Origin of the sequence: Streptomyces sp. NBC_01591, assembly GCF_035918155.1 — a bacterium.
Lineage (GTDB): Bacteria > Actinomycetota > Actinomycetes > Streptomycetales > Streptomycetaceae > Streptomyces.
Window position 1 is genome coordinate 7612153 of record NZ_CP109327.1, and the last position, 17410, is coordinate 7629562.

19 protein-coding genes and 1 riboswitch are annotated in these 17410 nt (G+C 71.3%); of the genes, 7 read left to right on the top strand and 12 right to left on the bottom strand.

Going from position 1 to position 17410, the window contains the following annotated elements:
• The first annotated feature begins 198 nt into the window (after positions 1-198).
• The 3 genes from OG978_RS35265 to OG978_RS35275 all read left to right on the top strand — a co-directional run bounded on the left by OG978_RS35265 (position 199) and on the right by OG978_RS35275 (position 3386).
• Positions 199-1512 carry a cytochrome P450 gene (locus OG978_RS35265; RefSeq protein WP_326769110.1) on the top strand — a complete coding sequence of 438 codons (1314 nt, stop codon included), beginning with the start codon at positions 199-201 and terminating at the stop codon, positions 1510-1512.
• Positions 1509-2771: a cytochrome P450 family protein gene (locus OG978_RS35270; RefSeq protein WP_326769111.1), complete on the top strand. Its 1263-nt coding sequence runs from the start codon at positions 1509-1511 to the stop codon at positions 2769-2771. Before OG978_RS35265 ends, OG978_RS35270 begins: the two co-directional genes overlap by 4 nt.
• A gap of 49 nt (positions 2772-2820) precedes the next feature.
• Positions 2821-2930: riboswitch (SAM riboswitch) on the top strand.
• Positions 2931-2978: 48 nt separating this feature from the next.
• Entirely contained in the window at positions 2979-3386 is a 408-nt protein-coding gene (locus OG978_RS35275; RefSeq protein WP_326769112.1) for a hypothetical protein, read from the top strand.
• A 50-nt stretch (positions 3387-3436) separates the two neighbouring features.
• On the opposite strand, the gene OG978_RS35280 is transcribed toward OG978_RS35275, so the two are convergent.
• From OG978_RS35280 to xylB, 6 genes are all read right to left on the bottom strand, one after another.
• The gene (locus OG978_RS35280; protein WP_326769113.1) at positions 3437-3973 is read right to left on the bottom strand and encodes a DUF4232 domain-containing protein; all 537 of its coding nucleotides are present in this window, start codon (positions 3971-3973) and stop codon (positions 3437-3439) included.
• Entirely contained in the window at positions 3922-4596 is a 675-nt protein-coding gene (locus OG978_RS35285; protein WP_326769114.1) for a hypothetical protein, read from the bottom strand. Before OG978_RS35285 ends, OG978_RS35280 begins: the two co-directional genes overlap by 52 nt.
• A gap of 242 nt (positions 4597-4838) precedes the next feature.
• Positions 4839-6206, bottom strand: coding sequence for a cytochrome P450 (locus OG978_RS35290; protein ID WP_326769115.1), 1368 nt, complete (start codon positions 6204-6206; stop codon positions 4839-4841).
• A gap of 264 nt (positions 6207-6470) precedes the next feature.
• A complete protein-coding gene (locus OG978_RS35295; protein ID WP_326770257.1) occupies positions 6471-7316 on the bottom strand; it encodes a hypothetical protein in 846 nt (281 codons plus the stop codon).
• Positions 7317-7318: 2 nt separating this feature from the next.
• Positions 7319-8596 (bottom strand): VWA domain-containing protein, encoded by a 1278-nt coding sequence (locus OG978_RS35300; protein WP_326769116.1) that lies wholly within the window; start codon positions 8594-8596, stop codon positions 7319-7321.
• 63 nt (positions 8597-8659) lie between these two features.
• Positions 8660-10141, bottom strand: a complete 1482-nt coding sequence (gene xylB, locus OG978_RS35305; protein ID WP_326769117.1) for a xylulokinase — start codon at positions 10139-10141, stop codon at positions 8660-8662.
• Between the two features lie 223 nt (positions 10142-10364).
• On the opposite strand from xylB, the gene xylA reads away from it, so the two are divergent.
• Entirely contained in the window at positions 10365-11534 is a 1170-nt protein-coding gene (gene xylA, locus OG978_RS35310; protein ID WP_326769118.1) for a xylose isomerase, read from the top strand.
• Between the two features lie 82 nt (positions 11535-11616).
• Here the strand turns inward: xylA and OG978_RS35315 are convergent, their stop codons facing one another.
• The 5 genes from OG978_RS35315 to OG978_RS35335 all read right to left on the bottom strand — a co-directional run bounded on the left by OG978_RS35315 (position 11617) and on the right by OG978_RS35335 (position 15322).
• Positions 11617-12870, bottom strand: a complete 1254-nt coding sequence (locus OG978_RS35315) for an ROK family protein (RefSeq protein WP_326769119.1) — start codon at positions 12868-12870, stop codon at positions 11617-11619.
• Positions 12871-13039: 169 nt separating this feature from the next.
• Positions 13040-13702, bottom strand: coding sequence for a DUF305 domain-containing protein (locus tag OG978_RS35320; protein ID WP_326769120.1), 663 nt, complete (start codon positions 13700-13702; stop codon positions 13040-13042).
• Positions 13699-14349, bottom strand: a complete 651-nt coding sequence (locus OG978_RS35325; protein WP_326769121.1) for a DUF3105 domain-containing protein — start codon at positions 14347-14349, stop codon at positions 13699-13701. The genes OG978_RS35320 and OG978_RS35325 overlap by 4 nt, the downstream gene beginning before the upstream one ends.
• A gap of 85 nt (positions 14350-14434) precedes the next feature.
• Positions 14435-14857, bottom strand: coding sequence for a hypothetical protein (locus tag OG978_RS35330; RefSeq protein WP_326769122.1), 423 nt, complete (start codon positions 14855-14857; stop codon positions 14435-14437).
• A gap of 123 nt (positions 14858-14980) precedes the next feature.
• The gene (locus tag OG978_RS35335) at positions 14981-15322 is read right to left on the bottom strand and encodes a hypothetical protein (protein WP_326769123.1); all 342 of its coding nucleotides are present in this window, start codon (positions 15320-15322) and stop codon (positions 14981-14983) included.
• Here OG978_RS35335 and OG978_RS35340 point away from each other — a divergent pair.
• Both OG978_RS35340 and OG978_RS35345 read left to right on the top strand, forming a co-directional pair.
• Complete coding sequence (locus OG978_RS35340; protein ID WP_326769124.1) at positions 15297-15779, top strand: cupin domain-containing protein; 483 nt, start codon at positions 15297-15299, stop codon at positions 15777-15779. The two genes, OG978_RS35335 and OG978_RS35340, sit on opposite strands and share 26 nt — an antisense overlap.
• Before the next feature lie 7 nt (positions 15780-15786).
• The gene (locus OG978_RS35345; RefSeq protein ID WP_326769125.1) at positions 15787-16392 is read left to right on the top strand and encodes a GNAT family N-acetyltransferase; all 606 of its coding nucleotides are present in this window, start codon (positions 15787-15789) and stop codon (positions 16390-16392) included.
• A gap of 50 nt (positions 16393-16442) precedes the next feature.
• Here OG978_RS35345 and OG978_RS35350 read toward each other — a convergent pair whose 3' ends face one another.
• On the bottom strand, positions 16443-16739 hold the full coding sequence (locus OG978_RS35350; RefSeq protein ID WP_326769126.1) for a hypothetical protein: 297 nt from the start codon (positions 16737-16739) through the stop codon (positions 16443-16445).
• A 314-nt stretch (positions 16740-17053) separates the two neighbouring features.
• Here OG978_RS35350 and OG978_RS35355 point away from each other — a divergent pair, with 314 nt between their 5' ends.
• A complete protein-coding gene (locus OG978_RS35355; RefSeq protein ID WP_326769127.1) occupies positions 17054-17392 on the top strand; it encodes a hypothetical protein in 339 nt (112 codons plus the stop codon).
• Positions 17393-17410: the final 18 nt, after the last annotated feature.

Consider the following 17410-nt stretch of genomic DNA (forward strand, 5'->3'; position numbering starts at 1 on the left):
GGCGCTTCGCGGCCGGGTGTGGCGCATCCCCGCCCTTTTGATCAATCGTGATCAGAAATCGGGCCATCCGGATCGGAAAAGTGGCGAGAACGGTCGCGAATAGTGCCTGAAGGCTCACCGAATTTCCCTATAGTGAAGCCGCGTTGATCAACCGACCACCGCAACGAGCGAAGCCTTCGTCACAGGAGATTCCGTACGATGACGACGCCCGCATCCGCGGTGCCCGAACGCCCGTCCGTGTCCCCGGCGACCACCGCCGGACGCTGTCCGGCAGGTGCCGGTGTGTCCGCCGTGCCACTCAGCGGACCCGAGTTCCACACCGAACCCCATGCCGTCTACCGCGCCATGCGGAGCGAACACGGACCTGTCGTGCCCGTCGAGCTGCCCGGCGGGGTTCCGGCCTGGCTGGTCATCGGCTACCGCGAACTCCACCAGGTCACCAGCGACGGCGGGTTGTTCCCCAGGGACGTCGGGCTGTGGAACCAGTGGGGGAAAATCCCCGAGGACTGGCCGCTGTTACCGATGGTCGGCCGCCCGATGCCGTCCATCTACTTCACCGCCGGGGCCGAGCACCGGCGTCACGCCGCGATGGTCGGGCAGGCGCTGGAGGAGGTCGAGCACTCCGAACTCCGCCGGGACTGCGAGGAGTTGGCCGATCGCCTAGTCGACGGGTTCTGTGACCGCGGCACGGCGGACCTGATCGCCGATTTCGCCATTCCGCTGCCGGTGCTCGTCCTTGCCCGGCTGGTCGGATTCCCCGATGCGGACGGGCCGCGGATCGCCGAGGTGCTCAGGGATCTGGCCGACGGCGGACCGGGCGCGCAGGAGGCCCATCTGCGGTTCGGCGAACACATGCAGCGGCTGCTGGCGGCCCGGCGGGGCGCGCCCGGAAACGACGTGACCTCGCGCATGCTGGCGTACGCCGGGGAGTTCACCGACGAGGAGTACGTACTCGACCTGATGGCCATCACGGCCGCGGGGCACCTCACCACCGCCGACTGGATCGGGAACTCGCTCCGGCTGATGCTCACCGACGACCAGTTCGCCGTCGCGCTCACCGGTGGCCGGCACAGCGTCGCCGAAGCCATGAACGAGGTGCTCTGGGAGGAAGGCCCGACGCAGATCCTCGCCGGTCGCTGGGCGGCCCGCGACACCCGGCTCGGAGGCCGGAGCATCCGTGCCGGGGACATGCTGCTGCTGGGCCTGGGCGCCGCCAACGCCGATCCGCACATCCGGCAGCACCTCTCGGCCTCGGGAGGACCGTCCGGCCAGCGCGGCAACAGCGCCCACCTGGCGTTCAGCCATGGCGAATACCGCTGCCCCTTCCCCGCGCAGGAGATCGCCGAAATCATCGCCCGCACCGGGATCGAGGTGCTGCTCGACCGGCTCCCCGACCTGGAACTGTCCGTTCCCGTATCCGAGTTGGTCCGGCGGCAGTCCGCCTTCCTGCGGGGGATGACCGCATTGCCCGTCCGCTTCGCCCCCGTCCGTCCGACAGGAGCCCCGTCTTGAACTGCCCGCACGCCGCCGCCCGGGAAGCCGCTTCGAGTGGCGGGGTCGTCGTCATCGACCCGCTGGTCCAGGACCTGGACGGAGAGACGGCATGCCTGCGTGACGCCGGTCCGCTCGCCAGGATCGAACTGCTCGGCGTCCCCGCTCTGACCGTCACCCGGCACGCCCTGGCCCGCCGACTGCTCGTCGATCCCCGCCTGGTCAAGGACATCGATGTCTGGGGGCTCTGGCAGAGCGGCGAGGTCACGTACGAGTGGCCACTGATCGGCATGATCGACGCCGGGCGTTCCATGTTCACCGTGGACGGTGCCGAGCACCGACGACTGCGTACCAAGACCTCCCAGGCGCTCACGCCGCGTCGGCTGGAGGAAATACGCCCGGAGATCGAGAAGTTCACCGCGGAGTTACTCGATGCCCTCGCCGAACAGGGCGAGAGGAGCGAGAACGGTGTGGTCGACCTCAAGTCCGTGTTCGCCCAGCCGCTGCCGATGCGGGTCGTCGGCATGCTGATGGGCGTGGACGAGGCCGAGCACCCCATGCTGATGAAGCGGTACAAGGCGTTCTTCTCCATGCTCACGCCGCATGAGGAACGCCTGGCGCTGCTCGCCGAGTTGGACGTGTTCTACGCCGCTCTCGTACGCGAGAAGACCGCGCATCCCACCGACGACCTCACCAGCGCGCTCATCCTTGCCGAGGAAGGCGGCGAACCCCTCACCGAGGAAGAGGTGGTGGGCAATCTCAAGGCGATGGTGGCCGCCGGGCACGAGACCACCATCGGGCTGATCCTGAACGCCGTACGGGCCCTGCTCACCCACCCCGACCAGCTGAACAGGGTCCTCGACGGTGAGATCCCGTGGGATACGGTGATCGAGGAGACCCTGCGCTGGGACACCCCCACCACCCATCTGCTGATGCGGTTCGCCACGGAGGACATCCACGTGGGCGACGACGTGATCGCGAAGGGCGAAGGAGTGGTGATCTCCTATCGCGCCATCGGCCGTGACATCGAGCAGCACGGGACGGACGCCGACGCCTTCGACATCACCCGGCCGACCCCGATCCGTCACATGACCTTCGGTCACGGCCCCCACATCTGCCCCGGAGCGGCACTCTCCCGCGTCGAGGCCGCCATCGCCCTGCCCGCACTGTTCGCGCGCTTCCCCCGGCTGCGGGCGGCCATCGCGGACGAGGAGGTCCGCAAGCTGCCGGTGATGACGCAGAACGACATGGAGGCCTTCCCGGTCCTGCTGCACGGCTGAGACCTGACCACCCGTCGGGCAACGTCGTCCGTGGGATACGGTTCTCGCAGGTCATGAGTTCCAGTGCACAGCCCCGGCTGACTGGACGGCACCCCGCTCCGCTGCGGGTGCTCCGGGTGACGACCGGCCCCGTACGCGGCGTATGGGGAACAGCGGACCATCGGGGCAGAGCACCTGGGGTCCATGACCTCGGGAAGGCGAAGAACCATGCTCCCCCATCTCATCCAGAACGACGACTGCCCCAGCCACGGCCCCGGTCACCACGTGCACTGGATCCATGCCAAGAAGTGCCACCAGGAGCCCGGCCAGGCCGTGGAGCTCCTGCTCACCTCCGGTGACGTCGGCGCCGACGGCTGGATCGAGCTGCGTCCCGCCTTCGACCACGCCGACGACCTGCCGAAGGTGTGGACGCATGCTCCGGCAGCCCTCACGGAACTGCTCACGGAGCACCGCGGACGTGTGTTCTGGCTGCCACGGTGGCACGCCCTGAAGCTGGTGGACTCGGCCGGCCGTGCGACTGCCCTGGTCAACGCCGGTTTCGAGGGCGGTCCGCTCTGCGCGACGACGGCTCCCGACCCGCGGCGGACCGCCGACGGGACGACCTACGGCCTGTAGGGCCTGTCCGGCGGACCTGCGGGGCGCGGCCTACGTTCCGTAGCCGCCCGTCAGCCCAGCGTGTCCGCCAGTGCGCGGTCCGCCGCGGCGCGCGACTCCTGCCACAGCGTGGTCACCGGCACCCACACATGGACTCCCTCGGGCATGCCTACGGTGGCCGCGCCGAAGGTGACACCCAGATGGGAGGGGTCTGCCGCCACGGACAGGCTGCCGACGACGTGGCCCTCGGCGGCCGCCGGGTCCGCGGTGCGTACGGCGGCGTAGGCCCGCTCGCCCGGGGACAGTACGTAGGGACCGCTCTCGGCGGGCGGTACGGTCTCGGCGGAGCCGTCGAGGCCCCTGAAGGTGATCGTGGGGATCCGGTCCATCATGCAGGCCCTGGCGCCGTTGTTGATGACGTCGATATGGGCGACGTTCCGCTGTCCGCCGGGTGCGGCGTGCACTTCGAGGGCCTTCTCCTGGCAGGTTCCGAGGCGGCTCGCGGTGCCGGCGGACGCGGCGTCGGCCGGTGCCGATGCCGCGGTGCCGGTCAGTGTCAGGGCGGCTGCGGCGGAGAGCGCGGCGGTGAGAGCGGAGCGGAGACGCATGGTGTTTCTCCCGTTGGATCGACAGCCTGCGGGTGCGGCCGGACGGCCCGTCGGCCGGGGCGGCCGACATGGACAGTGTGAACCGCATGACCTGATCTCCGCGACAGATCGGACATATCGGTTCGGTATGTCTGGTGCTGGGACGGGCCGCGCATCTGGACCAGGACGCGCTCCCCGGTTGCTGTCGAGCCGTCCCGCTTCGCGCGACCGCGGGTCCGCAGGACGAGAGCGGTCACCAGCAGCGCTCCCGTGACGAGTGCCGCCAGGAGCGCCACGGCCCAGATCCATGCGTAGTGCTCATAGGCCCAGCCGCCTGTCCGGTCATGGTGTTTGGGGCTCGGGCCCATCATCTCCACGCAGGCCGTGCCGAGCAGCATCAGCAGTGCGAAGCTCAGGACCGCCGCGACGGCCCTGAGCACCGAACGGGCTCTGCCGGCCGCCCGGTTCATCGTGCCGACCGATATCGCCCCGGCCATGAACGTCACCGGTATCAGCGCGCCGACAGCCACGGCGAAGCCGTAACCCCCACCAGGGAAGCTGTCCCGCGCCCACCTCCACAGAACGGTGCCGCCGAGTGTGGATCCGACGGCCGGGACGACGAGGCCGATCACCACGGCCACCATGCAGCCGCAGCCGAGCACGGTGTCCCGGCGGCGGCCGGACGGAGCGGCGGACCCGCGCGGTGGGCGTGCGGTGTACGCCGGCGAGCCGGACGCGGCCCTGCGCCGACCGGGCTTCCTGGAAACCGCCCACAGGTTTCAGCCTCCTCGGCCGGGGACCGGGCCGACGCGGACGGCGTGCGGCGTTTCGGATCGCAGCGCAGCTTACGGGGCGGGGGAGAGGGGGGCCGAAGCGGTCACCGGCCTCACCGCGTGCGGATCGTCGCCCTCACTTCCCGGTCCGGTTGCAGCGTGAGCGACGGGACCGGCTCGATGACGCCCGGGTCCACGTCCAGCTCGAAGCGGCGTGCCAGCACGGCCAGGATCAGCACCGCCTCGACCATCGCGAACCGGGTGCCCAGGCAGACCCGTGGGCCGCCGCCGAACGGGAACCAGGCGTACTCCGCGATGTCGTCGCCCGCCTCCGGATCCCAGCGTTCGGGGCGGAACTCCTCCGGCTCGGGGAACCACCGCGCATCGCGTTGCGTCACCCACTGGCTGGTCCACACCCGGGTGCCCTCCGGCATCGGAACACCGCCGATCCGCGCGCCCTCCTTCGCGACACCGGTCACGAGCCAGATCGTCGGGTAGAGGCGCAGGGTCTCCTTGACCACGGACTGGGTGTACGTCAGCCGCGCGTAGTCGTCGAACCCCGCCTCCCGGTCACCGAGGACCCGGTCCAGTTCCTCGGTGAGCGCGGCACGCGCCCGCGGATTGCGGGCCAGCAGATACCAGGCCCACACCAGCGTGGAACTGGTCGTCTCGTGCCCGCCGATGTACAGCGTGACCGTCTCGTCGCGTATCTCCTGGTCGGTGAGGTGCGCGCCCGTCTCGTCGACCGCGGTCAACAGCCGGCTCAGCAGGTCGGGGCGCTCGTTCCCGCCGTCGCGATGACGAGCGACGACCCGGCCCACCTCGGCGTCGATGACCGCGGCGGCCTTCTTGATCCTGGCCCGTCCCGGAGTCGGCACCCAGTCCGGCAACAACGCGCCTATGCCGGCGAACTCCTTGCCGATCTCCTGCTGCGCCACATCCATCGCCCGGCCCATCGCCTCGGCGTCGGCCGCCGTGTCGACGCCGAAGATGGTGCGCACGGCGATGCGCTGGGTCAGCGCCGCCATCTCCCTTTTGACGTCGATGCGTTCACCGCCCGACCAGGTGTCCGCCAGCTCCACCGTGCTGCTCGCCATCGTCGCCGCGTACGACCGCACCTGCTTGGGCCGTACTGAGGGCTGCACCAGCGAGCGCTTCCGCCGCCAGTCCCTGCCGCGGGCGACCACCACGCCGTTGCCCATCACCGTTCGGAAGGCGATGCCCAGTGCCGGCTGGTCGAAGGAGCGTTCCGTCTCGGTGAGCAGCTCGCCTATGCAGTCCGGATCAGCTATGTACACACATGAGTTGGGGCCGAACCGCCAGCCCACCATGTCCCCGTGGGAGCTCAGTCGCTCGAAGAAGGCGAGGGGGTTCTTTCCGAACTGCGGCAGGTTCCCGAGAAACGGCAGCCCCTTCGGGCCCGGCACGATCCGGTGGCTCCGCGGCTCGGCATCGATGGCCGGGCCGGTCTCCGTGGACATGAAAGTCTCCGCTCCCTTGTGGCGCACCCGATTCGGTGCGCGGCGACCTGACTTCAGCGGTACCGCACGCCCTGGAACATGTCATCGGCCTTGCACGGTACGTGAGTTGTCGAATGTAGTCGCGCGGAGCCGCCCAAGGAGCATGCGGGCGGCCAGTGGCGGAGGAGATGCTGTCCGCCACCGCAGGACGGGCCCGGGGGCTCGGGCCCCGTCCTGCGGTGTGCCGGGCCCCTGGTCCGGAGCCCGTCCCGCGAAGTGCGCGGGTCAGACGCCCGGTGGGACCCGGGACGGACGGCCGCTGCCGCGCGTCAGGGAGTAGCCGAAGACGGCCGCGAGCGCCCCGAGCACGCCGCCGCCGACCGTCCACAGCCAGCGATCGGTCCACCAGCCGGAGGCCCAGCCGTCCTCGGGCTCACTGCCGAGCGAGACCGCGGGCGAGGCGCTGTCGTCACCGGCGGACGAGCCGTCCGAGGCCTGCTCGACGGAGGACACACCAGGGACCAGCGGCTCGGCGAGCGTGCCGTCCACATCGCCGGCGCCGCCCTTGTCGGCCGCCGTGACCTCGACCTCGGTCTGCACCGGAAGACCGAGGTCTGCCGACGGCAGATCGACGACCGTGAGGCGTACGTAGTAGCTGCCCGGCAGCGGGTCGTTGGCCCACGGCTCGGACCAGGCGCGGACGGTCCGCAGGACACAGGTCAGCTCGACCGCCGACGCGTCGGCCCCGGCCTTGCCGGTCTGGCGGCCGTACATGCAGGCCTGTCGGCGCCGCAGCCCGTCGTACACATCGACCTGCCAGGTCGACGCACCATGCCGTGCGGCGCTCTCGGGCAGGGTGATCTTCGCCTTCACGGTGGCCCGCTGGCCCGCGTCGGCGGGGAACACCCAGTACAGGTAGTCACCCGTGGACGCGCCGGCGGTGGCGCGCTGGTTCTGCTGGACGGCCGTTGCCGTACGGAAGGTGGTGCCGGCCTCGGTGGGGCCGGACCCGTCCTCGGAGGCGCTCGGGCTCGGGCTCGCCGACGGGTCGTCGGCCACCGCAGCGCCCGCCGACGTCAGCAGGGCGATCCCGGCGAGCAGGGCGCCCGCGAGTACACGTGTCGTACGCATCATCAGTTCGTCCTCCAGACGGCGACGCGCCAGCGCGAGATCCAGCCGAAGAGCAGGCCCGCGACCAGTCCGGTGAGGACCAGAACGCCCAGCAGCCACCAGCCGCGGCCGAGACCGAACGCGGCGGCGTCGGCGGCCTCGTCCGGGGCGTCCACCAGGTCCACGGTCAGCTCGACCGGCATGCCGGGCGAGGTCTTCACCGAGGCGGGGGCCGAGAAGGAGTTGCTGACCTGGAGGCACACGGTCTCGGCGGCCGGCTTGTCACCGCTGTCCGTGTCGTCCTCCTCGGCCTTCGGGTAGCGCAGGCCGGAGGAGATCGCATCCGTGCGGCCGGTGCCCGACTCCGATCCCCGCACGATTTCCCGGCCGTGCACGGTCAGCGCCCGCAGCAGCACGCCGTAGTCGTTGTTCACGGCGCGGTCGGCGAAGACGCTCACCGAGGCGCGCAGTTCCTGACCGGGCGGCACATCCACCCGGTACCAGCGGTGCTCCCCGAACTTCTCGCGGTCGGTGTACAGGCCGGCCTTGAGCTGCGGCGCCGTGGAGCAGCTGTCCGCGCCCTTCGTCGCCACGGGGGTGACGACGGGCTCGGCGGCCCGGTCGACCAACTGCTTGACGCGGCCGGACAGTTCATCGGTGTGCTGGACCGCGGTGTAGGTGCCGCCGGTGGCCTCGGCGATGCAGGTCAGCTGCTCACGGATCTTCGCGTTCGGCACCAGGCCCAGGGTGTCGATGACGAGGTGGATGCCGCGGGCCGCGATGTCACGGGCCACCTCGCACGGGTCGAGCGGGCCGCAGGTGTCCTCGCCGTCACTGATCAGTACGATCCGGCGGGTGGAGTCACCGCCTTCGAGGTCGTCGGCGGCGCCCAGCAGGGCCGGGCCGATCGGGGTCCAGCCGGTGGGGGCCAGGGTGGCGACCGCGGTCTTCGCCTCGGTGCGGTCCAGCGGGCCGACCGGGTAGAGCTGCTTGGTGTCCTTGCAGCCGACCTTGCGGTCGTCGCCCGGATAGTCGGCGCCGAGCGTCCGGATGCCGAGCTGCACCTGCTCGGGCACCGCGTCCAGGACCTCGTTGAACGCTTGCTTGGCGGCTGTCATCCGGGACTGGCCGTCGATGTCACGGGTCCGCATGGAGCCGCTGACGTCGAGCACCAGCTCGACCTTGGGGGAGGCTTTGGCGGGGGCTTCGCCGGCGGCGGCGGGAAGCGCCGAACCGAGCCCGGCGGTCAGGGTGGCGAGCAGGATGGCCACCCCGGCCGTCAGCCTTTTTCTTATGATCATCGCCGGATACTAGTGAAGATCGCTTCGCTTCCCCAAACCGGTCCGTAGGTGATTGGGGGACCGTCAGAAACCCCCGAGCAATGGGCCCGAGGCCCGCTCCAGTACCGATCCGACCCGCTCCCAGGCGGCCGAGTCCCGCTGGACGGGCGGCAGTCGGGTGTCCTCGCCGGTGCTCCAGCCGGTGGCGATCGCGACCGGGTCGGCGCCGGTGGCCGCGGCTGCGGCCAGTGCCGCGGCGCCCAGAGCCACATGCTCGTTGCTCCCGGGCACGATCACGGGACGGCCGGAGAGCCGCCGTACGGTCTCCAACCAGGCCCGCCCCCGAGCGCCGCCGCCGATCAGGCGCAGCGGCCGGGCGGCCACGTCCGGATCGGCCGGGTCGAGGCCACAGGCCCGCAGCAGTTCGTCGAGGGCGCGCAGCACGGTGAAGACGGCGCCCTCGTAGGCGGCGCCGAGGAGCTGCCGGGGCGTGGTGTCGTGGCGGAGCCCGGTGAGCAGTCCGGCGGCAGTGGGCAGATCGGGGGTGCGTTCGCCGTCCAGGTAGGGGAGGAGCACGGCCTCGCCGCCGGGGGACGTGTCGTCGCGGTCCAGGCCGAGCAGTGCGGCCACCTTGTCCACGGCGAGCGTGCAGTTGAGGGTGCAGGCCAGCGGGAGGTACGTGCCGTCCGTCGCGGCGAAGCCGGAGAGTGCCGGTGACGCGGGCCGGGTCCGGGAGGCCGCGAAGACCGTGCCCGAGGTGCCGAGGCTGAGGACGGGGTGGTCGAGGAGCCCGGCGCCGCCCAGCCCGAGGCCGACGGCGGCGCTCATGTTGTCCCCGGTGCCCGCGGCCACGGCGGTCATGGTGGACAGGCCGAGCGTGTCGGCCGCTTCGGCGGTCAGCGAGCCGACGCGGGTCGCGCCGGTCCGGGCCACCTCGGGCAGCAATGCGGCGTCCAGGCCGAGGAGTTCGAGGAGCCCGGGGTCGTAGGCGCCGGTCGCGGTGGAGTACCAGCCGGTGCCCGACGCGTCGCCGGGGTCGGTGGCGGCGGTGCCCGCGAGCCGCTCGGTCAGGAAGTCATGGGGAAGGCGTACGGCCGCCGTCGCGGCGGCGTGGTCCGGCTCGTTCTCCCGCAGCCACCGCCATTTCGACGCGGTGACGGCGGCCACCGGAACCGATCCGGTCCGCGCGGTCCAGGCGTCCGGGCCGCCGAGCGCCTCGGTGAGTGCGGCGGCCTGCGGGGCTGAGCGGGTGTCGTTCCACAGCATCGCGGGGCGCAGCGGGCGGCCCGACCGGTCGAGGACGACCAGTCCGTGCTGCTGACCGGCGATCGCGATGCCGGTCACGGCCGACGCGGCGACCCCGGACTCCTTCAGGCCGGCGGCGACGGCGTCGCGCAGTGCCTGCCACCACATCTCCGGGTCGCTCTCGCGGGCCCCCGCCTCACCACGGACGACATGCAGCGCGCGACCGACGGCGAGCAGCCGGCCGCTCGCGGCGTCGACGAAGGCAGCCTTGGTGGACTGGGTGGAACTGTCCACGCCGATGACGACGGTACGCGGCGGCATGGCGCCCTCATTCCTGTGCTGGGTGCGGTGCAGGATTTAGTCGTGCGCAAAACAAATTACGTGACCGAGTCCGTGTCGAACAGAGTCCCGTGGTGATGGGTTGTGTGACGGAGGGGTTTACCTGTCGGCGGTGGTCCGTGCATGATTAGTCATGACAGTGAACAAATGAGCTACGGGCACCTCGACAGGTCCTGGGCCCGACTGCACCGAAGGCGGCCAGACGATGACGGAACGCTTCACGCCCACCCCCGACGACAGGTTCACCTTCGGACTCTGGACGGTGGGATGGCAGGGGCGCGACCCGTTCGGCGATGCGACCCGCGCGGCGATCGACCCGGCCGACTCCGTGCGGCGGCTCGCGGAGCTGGGTGCGTACGGTGTGACGTTCCACGACGACGACCTGATTCCGTTCGGCTCGACGGACACCGAGCGCGAAGGGATCGTGAAGCGGTTCCGGCAGGCGCTGGACGCGGCCGGACTCGTCGTCCCCATGGCGACGACGAACCTGTTCACCCACCCGGTGTTCAAGGACGGCGCGTTCACCGCCAACGACCGTGACGTACGCCGCTACGCGCTGCGCAAGACCCTCCGCAACATCGACCTCGCCGTCGAACTGGGCGCCACCACCTATGTGGCCTGGGGCGGCCGCGAGGGCTCCGAGTCCGGCGCGGCCAAGGACATCCAGGTCGCCCTCGACCGTATGAAGGAAGCCTTCGACCTGCTCGGCGATTACGTCACCGAGCAGGGCTACGACCTGAAGTTCGCCATCGAGCCCAAACCGAACGAGCCGCGCGGAGACATCCTGCTCCCGACCATCGGCCATGCCCTCGCCTTCATCGAGCGCCTGGAACGCCCGGAGCTGGTCGGCGTCAACCCGGAGACCGGGCACGAGCAGATGGCCGGGCTGAACTTCCCGCACGGCATCGCGCAGGCGCTGTGGGCGGGCAAGCTCTTCCACATCGACCTGAACGGTCAGTCCGGCATCAAGTACGACCAGGACCTGCGCTTCGGCGCGGGCGATCTGCGCCAGGCGTTCTGGCTCGTCGACCTGTTGGAGACGGCCGGTTACGCGGGCCCGAGGCACTTCGACTTCAAGCCGCCGCGGACCGAGGACCACGACGGGGTCTGGGCCTCGGCCGCGGGCTGCATGCGCAACTATCTGATCCTCAAGGAGCGCGCCGCGGCGTTCCGCGCCGACCCCGCCGTGCAGGAGGCGCTGCGCGCGTCCCGGCTCGACGAGCTGGCCCGCCCCACCGCCGAGGACGGCGTGACCGGGCTGCTGGCCGACCGGTCGGCGTACGAGGAGTTCGATGTGAACGCGGCGGCGGAACGGGGGATGGCGTTCGAGGCCCTGGACCAGCTGGCGATGGACCACCTGCTCGGGGTCCACTGAACCCGGGTCACAGGATCGCGGGGCCGCAGCGCCACGGGGGTGTGCGAGAGGGCGGCCGGATGTTCCGGTCGCCCGTGCCCGTTCACCCGGGTCCGCCGGCCGCGTGGCCCGCATACGCCACCGGGTCGGCCAGCACCCCCGTCAACACCAGCGCCGCGGCGCCCCGTGCCGCGTCACCCGCGACGTGCGAGGCGCGCAGCCGCCCGCTCCCCGGGGACCAGAGCCCCGACACCACACGGCCGGTCAGCTCCTCGTCGGCCAACGGCGAGAGCCACGGCATCAGGTTCCGGTAGATCCCGCCGAGCACCACCGCGTCCGGGTCCAGCAGATTCACCGCCCCGGACAGCACCCGCCCCAGCATCCGGCCGGCCTCCGCGACCGCGGCCACCGCCCGCTCGTCCCCCGACCGGGCGCGCCGCTCCAGCTCGGCCACTCCGGCTCCGCCGCCGGACTCCTCGATGCCGGCGGCCCGCAGGAGCGCCGCCTGTCCCGCGTACTGCTCCAGACAGCCGCGCGAGCCGCACCGGCACTCCGGTCCCTCGGCGTCCACCACCACATGCCCGATCTCCCCGGCGAATCCGTGCGCCCCGCGCAGCAGTTCACCGTCGATGACCAGCGCGCCGCCGACACCGATCTCGCCCGTCAGATAGAGGAAGCTGCGCAGAGCGCCGAGTCCGCCGAACCACAGCTCGGCCAGCGCCGCCAGGTTGGCCTCGTTCTCCGAAGTCACCGCCAGTACCGCACGGCCGGGACGCTCGGCGGCGAGCGCGGCGGCGAAGAGCTCATCGGCCGGAACCCGGTTCCAGCCCAGGTTGGGCGCCTGGCGCACCGCACCGCCGGAAACCAGTCCGGGCAGCGCGAGCGCCACCCCGACCGGGAAGAGTTCCTGCTCGCGCGCCGACTCCAGGGTGCGCGCGGCGACCCCGGCCGCCCGCGCCAGGACCTCCGCGGGCGGTGCGCCGCGGTTGTCGAGGTGCTCGGTGAGCCGCACCCGTCCGGTGCCCGCCAGGTCGACGACGCACACCGACACGTAGTCGATGTTGACCTCCACGCCGAGCCCGGCAGGCCCGGTGCGTGCCACCTTGAGCGCGGTCCCGGGACGGCCCGCCTGCCCGCTGAAGGTCTTGCCGGACTCTGTGAGGAAACCGATGCCGAGCAACTGCTCGACGAGTGAGGAGACCGCGGCCCGGGTCAGTCCCACCCGTGCGGCGACCGTGGCCCTGGTCGCCCCGCCCTCGGCCTCGTCGCGGACGGCCCGCAGCACCAGGCTGAGGTTGCTCCGGCGCACGGTGTCCTTGTCGGCCTTGGGCCCCAGCGGTGTGACGTTGCTCTTCATGTCGGAGCCGAGCCTATGCGATCCCTTGTGCGACCCGGCGTGCCGGACTTCTGCCCGTGCGGGGACCGGGGCCGGTCGGGCGACGGCCCGTTCGCGGGGGAGTGCCCGCCGCGAACGGACCGCCGGTGAACCCGGGAACGCCTGCGCGTACTGCGGGGGCGTCCGATGCTCAGGCCGTCGAGCCGCGCTCCTTGAGCATGTCCGCCATGAGCGCGATCTCCGGCTGCTGGCCCCGCACCATGCCCGCCGCCAGGTTCCTGATCACATCCGTGTCCGCCGAGTCGGCCGCGGCCGCGGCCATCTCCACGCCGGCCTGGTGGTGCGGGGTCATCAGCTTCAGGAACAGCACTTCGGCTTCCTTGCCCTTTGCCGCCCGCAGCGCGTCGAGCTCGGTGTCGGTCGCCATGCCGGGCATCAGCGAACCGTCGCCCCTCGGTGTGAAGGGATGATTCATCCACTTCATGGGCACGGCCGAGGAGGACTTCGCCCGACCCCACATCTCCAGCCAGCCGAGCATCATGCCGCGCTGATTGGCCTGCGTGTTGATGATGTCGTACGCGAGCCGGCGCACCGCCTCGTCGGACGTGCGGTCCCGGACGATGAACGACATCTCGACCGCCTGCTGATGGTGGATCGACATGTCGCGGGCGAACCCGACATCGACCGATGTGTCCGATGGTGCGGCCGCGGCGGAGGCGGAGTCCGCAGCGGAGGCCGAGCCCGCGGACGAGGACGGTCGTACGAGCATGAGCACGACCAGGCCCAGCGCCAGCAGCAGCACCACACCGCCGGCCAGCACCATCGGGCGCGAGGAGCGGGACGCGGACGTCACTGGGCGACCCCGCCCGTGCAGGCCGCGCCCGGCTCCGGGGTCTGCGGGCCCTGCACGTACTTGGTGAAGAACTGCCCGACGCGTGCGTCGGCGGCGCCGGTCACCGTCACCTGCTTGCCCCAGGCGCTGAGCATCAGCGGGGCGGCCTGGTCCTCGACCGGGCTCATCAGGGAGTAGGGCGTCGACTCGACCCGGTCACGGAGCTTCTGGATGTCGGCCGGCTTCGCCTTGCTCGTGTACGTGACCCAGACCGCGCCGTGCTCCAGGGAGTGGACGGCGTTCTCCTTCGGTATCGCCTTGGTGTAGACGTCGGTGTTGCAGTTCATCCAGATCGGGTTGTGATCGCCGCCGACCGGCGGGTTCATCGGGTAGTCGACCTTCGTCTGAACATGGTTCTGGGCGAGCTTGTCCCAGGTCTGCTCGCCCTTCACCGGCGAGGACTTGGCCTCGACCTCTGCCTTCTCCTTGCCGTCGGCGGCGGACATCAGATAGCCGCCGCCCGCGACGAGCGCGGCGACCACGGCGACGGACGCGGTGATGGTGATGACGCGGCTGCGCCGCTCGCGGGCCCGCTCCTTGCGGCGGGCCTCCTCCAGCTTGGCGCGACGTGCGGAGGCAGGGGTGTTCTGCTGCTTGGCGGATGCCATGGAGAGTCCTTCGGTTCAACAGAGTTGATGGAGCGGAGGGCATGCGGAGTCCGTTCCTCGGTGTCCCGGGGAACGGGTCCTGCCTCTAGATCCGTTGAACCTGCAGACGGAGATGGTCGACTTCCCGCACGGCGTCGTTGGACGGGCCGCGGATCGCGGCCGCGCCGGTCAGCGGGGCGACAGGAGCGGTCACGGTCGTGCCGGGAACGGCCGCGGGTGCGCTCTGGCCCGGCAGCACGACCGGGGTCGAGTGCTCGGAGGTTCCGTGGCAGGAGCTGCCCATGCCCCGGTCCTCGGGGGAGTCGACCACCACGATCCGCGCGAGTGCCTGGTGCGTGGGTGTGATGGTCCGGGCGACGGTCGCCGGCCGGGCGCCGGAGGCGTGCGCGGCGGGGGCTGTGATCGAGCAGCACGAGACCATGGCGAGCAGCACGACCAGCCAGCCGAGCACGGCCGACGCGCAGATGCCCTGCCTTCGTCGGTGTGTCCGTTCGTTCAGCCCGCTCATCCCGTCATCGTACGCGGTGTGTGAAGTTTCAATGAGGGGTGGATGGGGTGGATGCCGTACAAGTGGTGCCCCCTTGCACGATCGACCGTGCAAGGGGGCACCCGGGTCTGCGGCAGCCGGTCCCTACGGGGCGGAGCCGACCTCGGACTTCACCGCGGGATTCGCCTCGGACTTCGTCTCGGGCTTCTCCTCCGGCTTTTCCTCGCTCGGGCCGAGTCGGCCGAAAACGGCCGCGAGGATCACCGCGGCCAGCGCCCCGGCAGCGACGCCGCTGCCGAAGATCGTGCGGGCCCGCACCGGCAGGCCCGCGTACATCTCCGGCGCGAGGACCGGCAGCAGACCGACACGGAGCGCCAGCGCGACCACGATGCCGTTGGTGCCGTGGCTGAGGTTCTCGCGGCTGAGCATGCCGAACCCCATCGTCGCGATCACCGCGTAGATGATCAGCCCCGCGGCGCCGACCACCGGCTCCGGAATGGCGGCGAGCAGCCGGGTGAGCGGCGTGATCAGAAGCGAGACCGGGGCGGAGGGCGAGAGCGACGGCCGGATGCGCCCGCTGGTCCGGGGCCATCAACGGCTGCACGCCCTGGAGTTCACCGGTGCGCATGACTGGGGACGCGAGTTCCGGCACCGCAACGACGAGATTCTGTACGTGGCCGACGGCTCGGCGGAGGTCGAGGCGGACGGCAACTTCTACCGTCTCGAACAGGGCGACACGCTCTACTGCGCGGGCGGCCTGGTGCACCGGTGGCGGCCCGTCGAACCGAACACCCGGGTCCTCGTCTTCGGTATCGCCGACCACGTCCAGGCGACCGACGAGCAGGTGGGCCGACGGACCGGTCGCCCGACGGGCGGGTCGGCCGACCGGCGTGTGCGCCCGGTGCGAGAAGCGGCCTCGATGGGCTCCGTCCCCGTGCGATGATGCGCCCATGCCGTACTTGGTGCCGCCCCACCTTCCTCCGGGTCGCCTCGCGGACTCCGCCCAACCGGCTCTGACCGTCTCCGACGACCTGCTTCTGCGGCCGTGGCGGCAGGAGGACGCACCGGCGGTCGTCGCCGCCTTCTCCGATCCGGCGATCCAGCACTGGCATCTGCGCCGGGCCGACAGCGAGGACGAGGCGCGCGACTGGATCGAGCAGTGGCAGAACGCCTGGTACAGCGAGACCGCGGCCCATTGGGCCGTCGTACGCCCCGAGGGAACGAGCGACGGGATCGGGAAAGTGCTCGGCCGGGTCTCGCTCCGTTCCCTGGTGCCGGAGATCGGTCTGGCGGAATGCGCCTACTGGGTGCTGCCGGCCGCCCGCGGACGGGGCGTGGCACCCCGGGCCGTCTCGGCGCTCACACACTGGGCCTTCGACGAGATCGGGTTCGAGCGGCTCGAACTCGCGCACTCCGTGCTGAACGAGGCGTCCTGCCGGGTGGCTGCCAAGACGGGCTTCGCCCTGGAAGGCACCCGCCGCCACTCCCATCTGCATGCCGACGGCTGGCACGACATGCACCTGCACGCGCGGCTCCGCGACGACGCGAACGGCTGACCGCGACGGAGGCGGTGCCGGCCGTTCGCGTCGTCCGGGAGGCGCGACGCTCAGTCCCGTTCGACGTCCACCTCGGTGAGCCGCGCATAACGCCCGGGGTCGGTGCGACGGATGCGCAGAGCCACCACGACCCCGGCCACGAGCACCACCGGCAGCGGCACCAGCAGTGCCGCATTGACCGCACCCGTGCGCCCGGCGATGACCAGGACGAACATCCCCGCCATACCGCCTGAGGAGGCCAGCACGGACGGATCGAAGGACGTGATGTCCAGGGCGGTGGTCCCCCGGTCCGCCAGCACCCCGGCATCCATCACCAGCAGCACCAGGACCTCCAGGACCAGTGCCACCCCCAGCACCTTCGCGCTCAGCGTGACCCGCAGCCGGCCCAGTACCCCTGGTACCCAGCACGCAGAGGGTCGACAGCGGCCGCCAGGGCAGTTCCGCGCAGGTGAGATCGCTCAGGGTCGTCGAGGCGAAGTAGCCGAACCCGGCGGCGACACCGGGGGCGACGAGGTTGTACGAGAGTGTCGCCAGGTAGGCCGTGGCGACACCGAGCGTACGGCCGGGGCTTCGGGCGACGTACGCGTAGAAGGCTCCGGCATTGCGTACGTAGCGGCTCATTGCCAGATAGCCGAGCGGGGTGCCCGGACCGCCGATACCGATGGCGAACGGCGCGACACCGGCCAGCACGGTCAGCGGCGCGGCCGCCACGCCGTTCGGTGACGGCGACATGCTCGCCCGGGCGCATCTGCTCGCGTACCGCACGGATGCCCACACGGATGCCCGCACCGATGCCGAACTCGCCGCCTGCTACGAGGCGGTGGCCCAGGGCGGTGCCTCCCTGCTCGGGTTGCCCGCCTCCCGGCTGGAGACCGGCGACCCGGCCGACTTCGTTGTGGTGGCCGTCGGTTCGCTGCCCGAGGCAGTCGTGGACCGCCCGGTCCCGCCCATGGTCGTACGCGCGGGCCGGGTCATCGCCCGCGAGGGCCGGCTGACCTGAGGCGTACGGGGCGGGGCC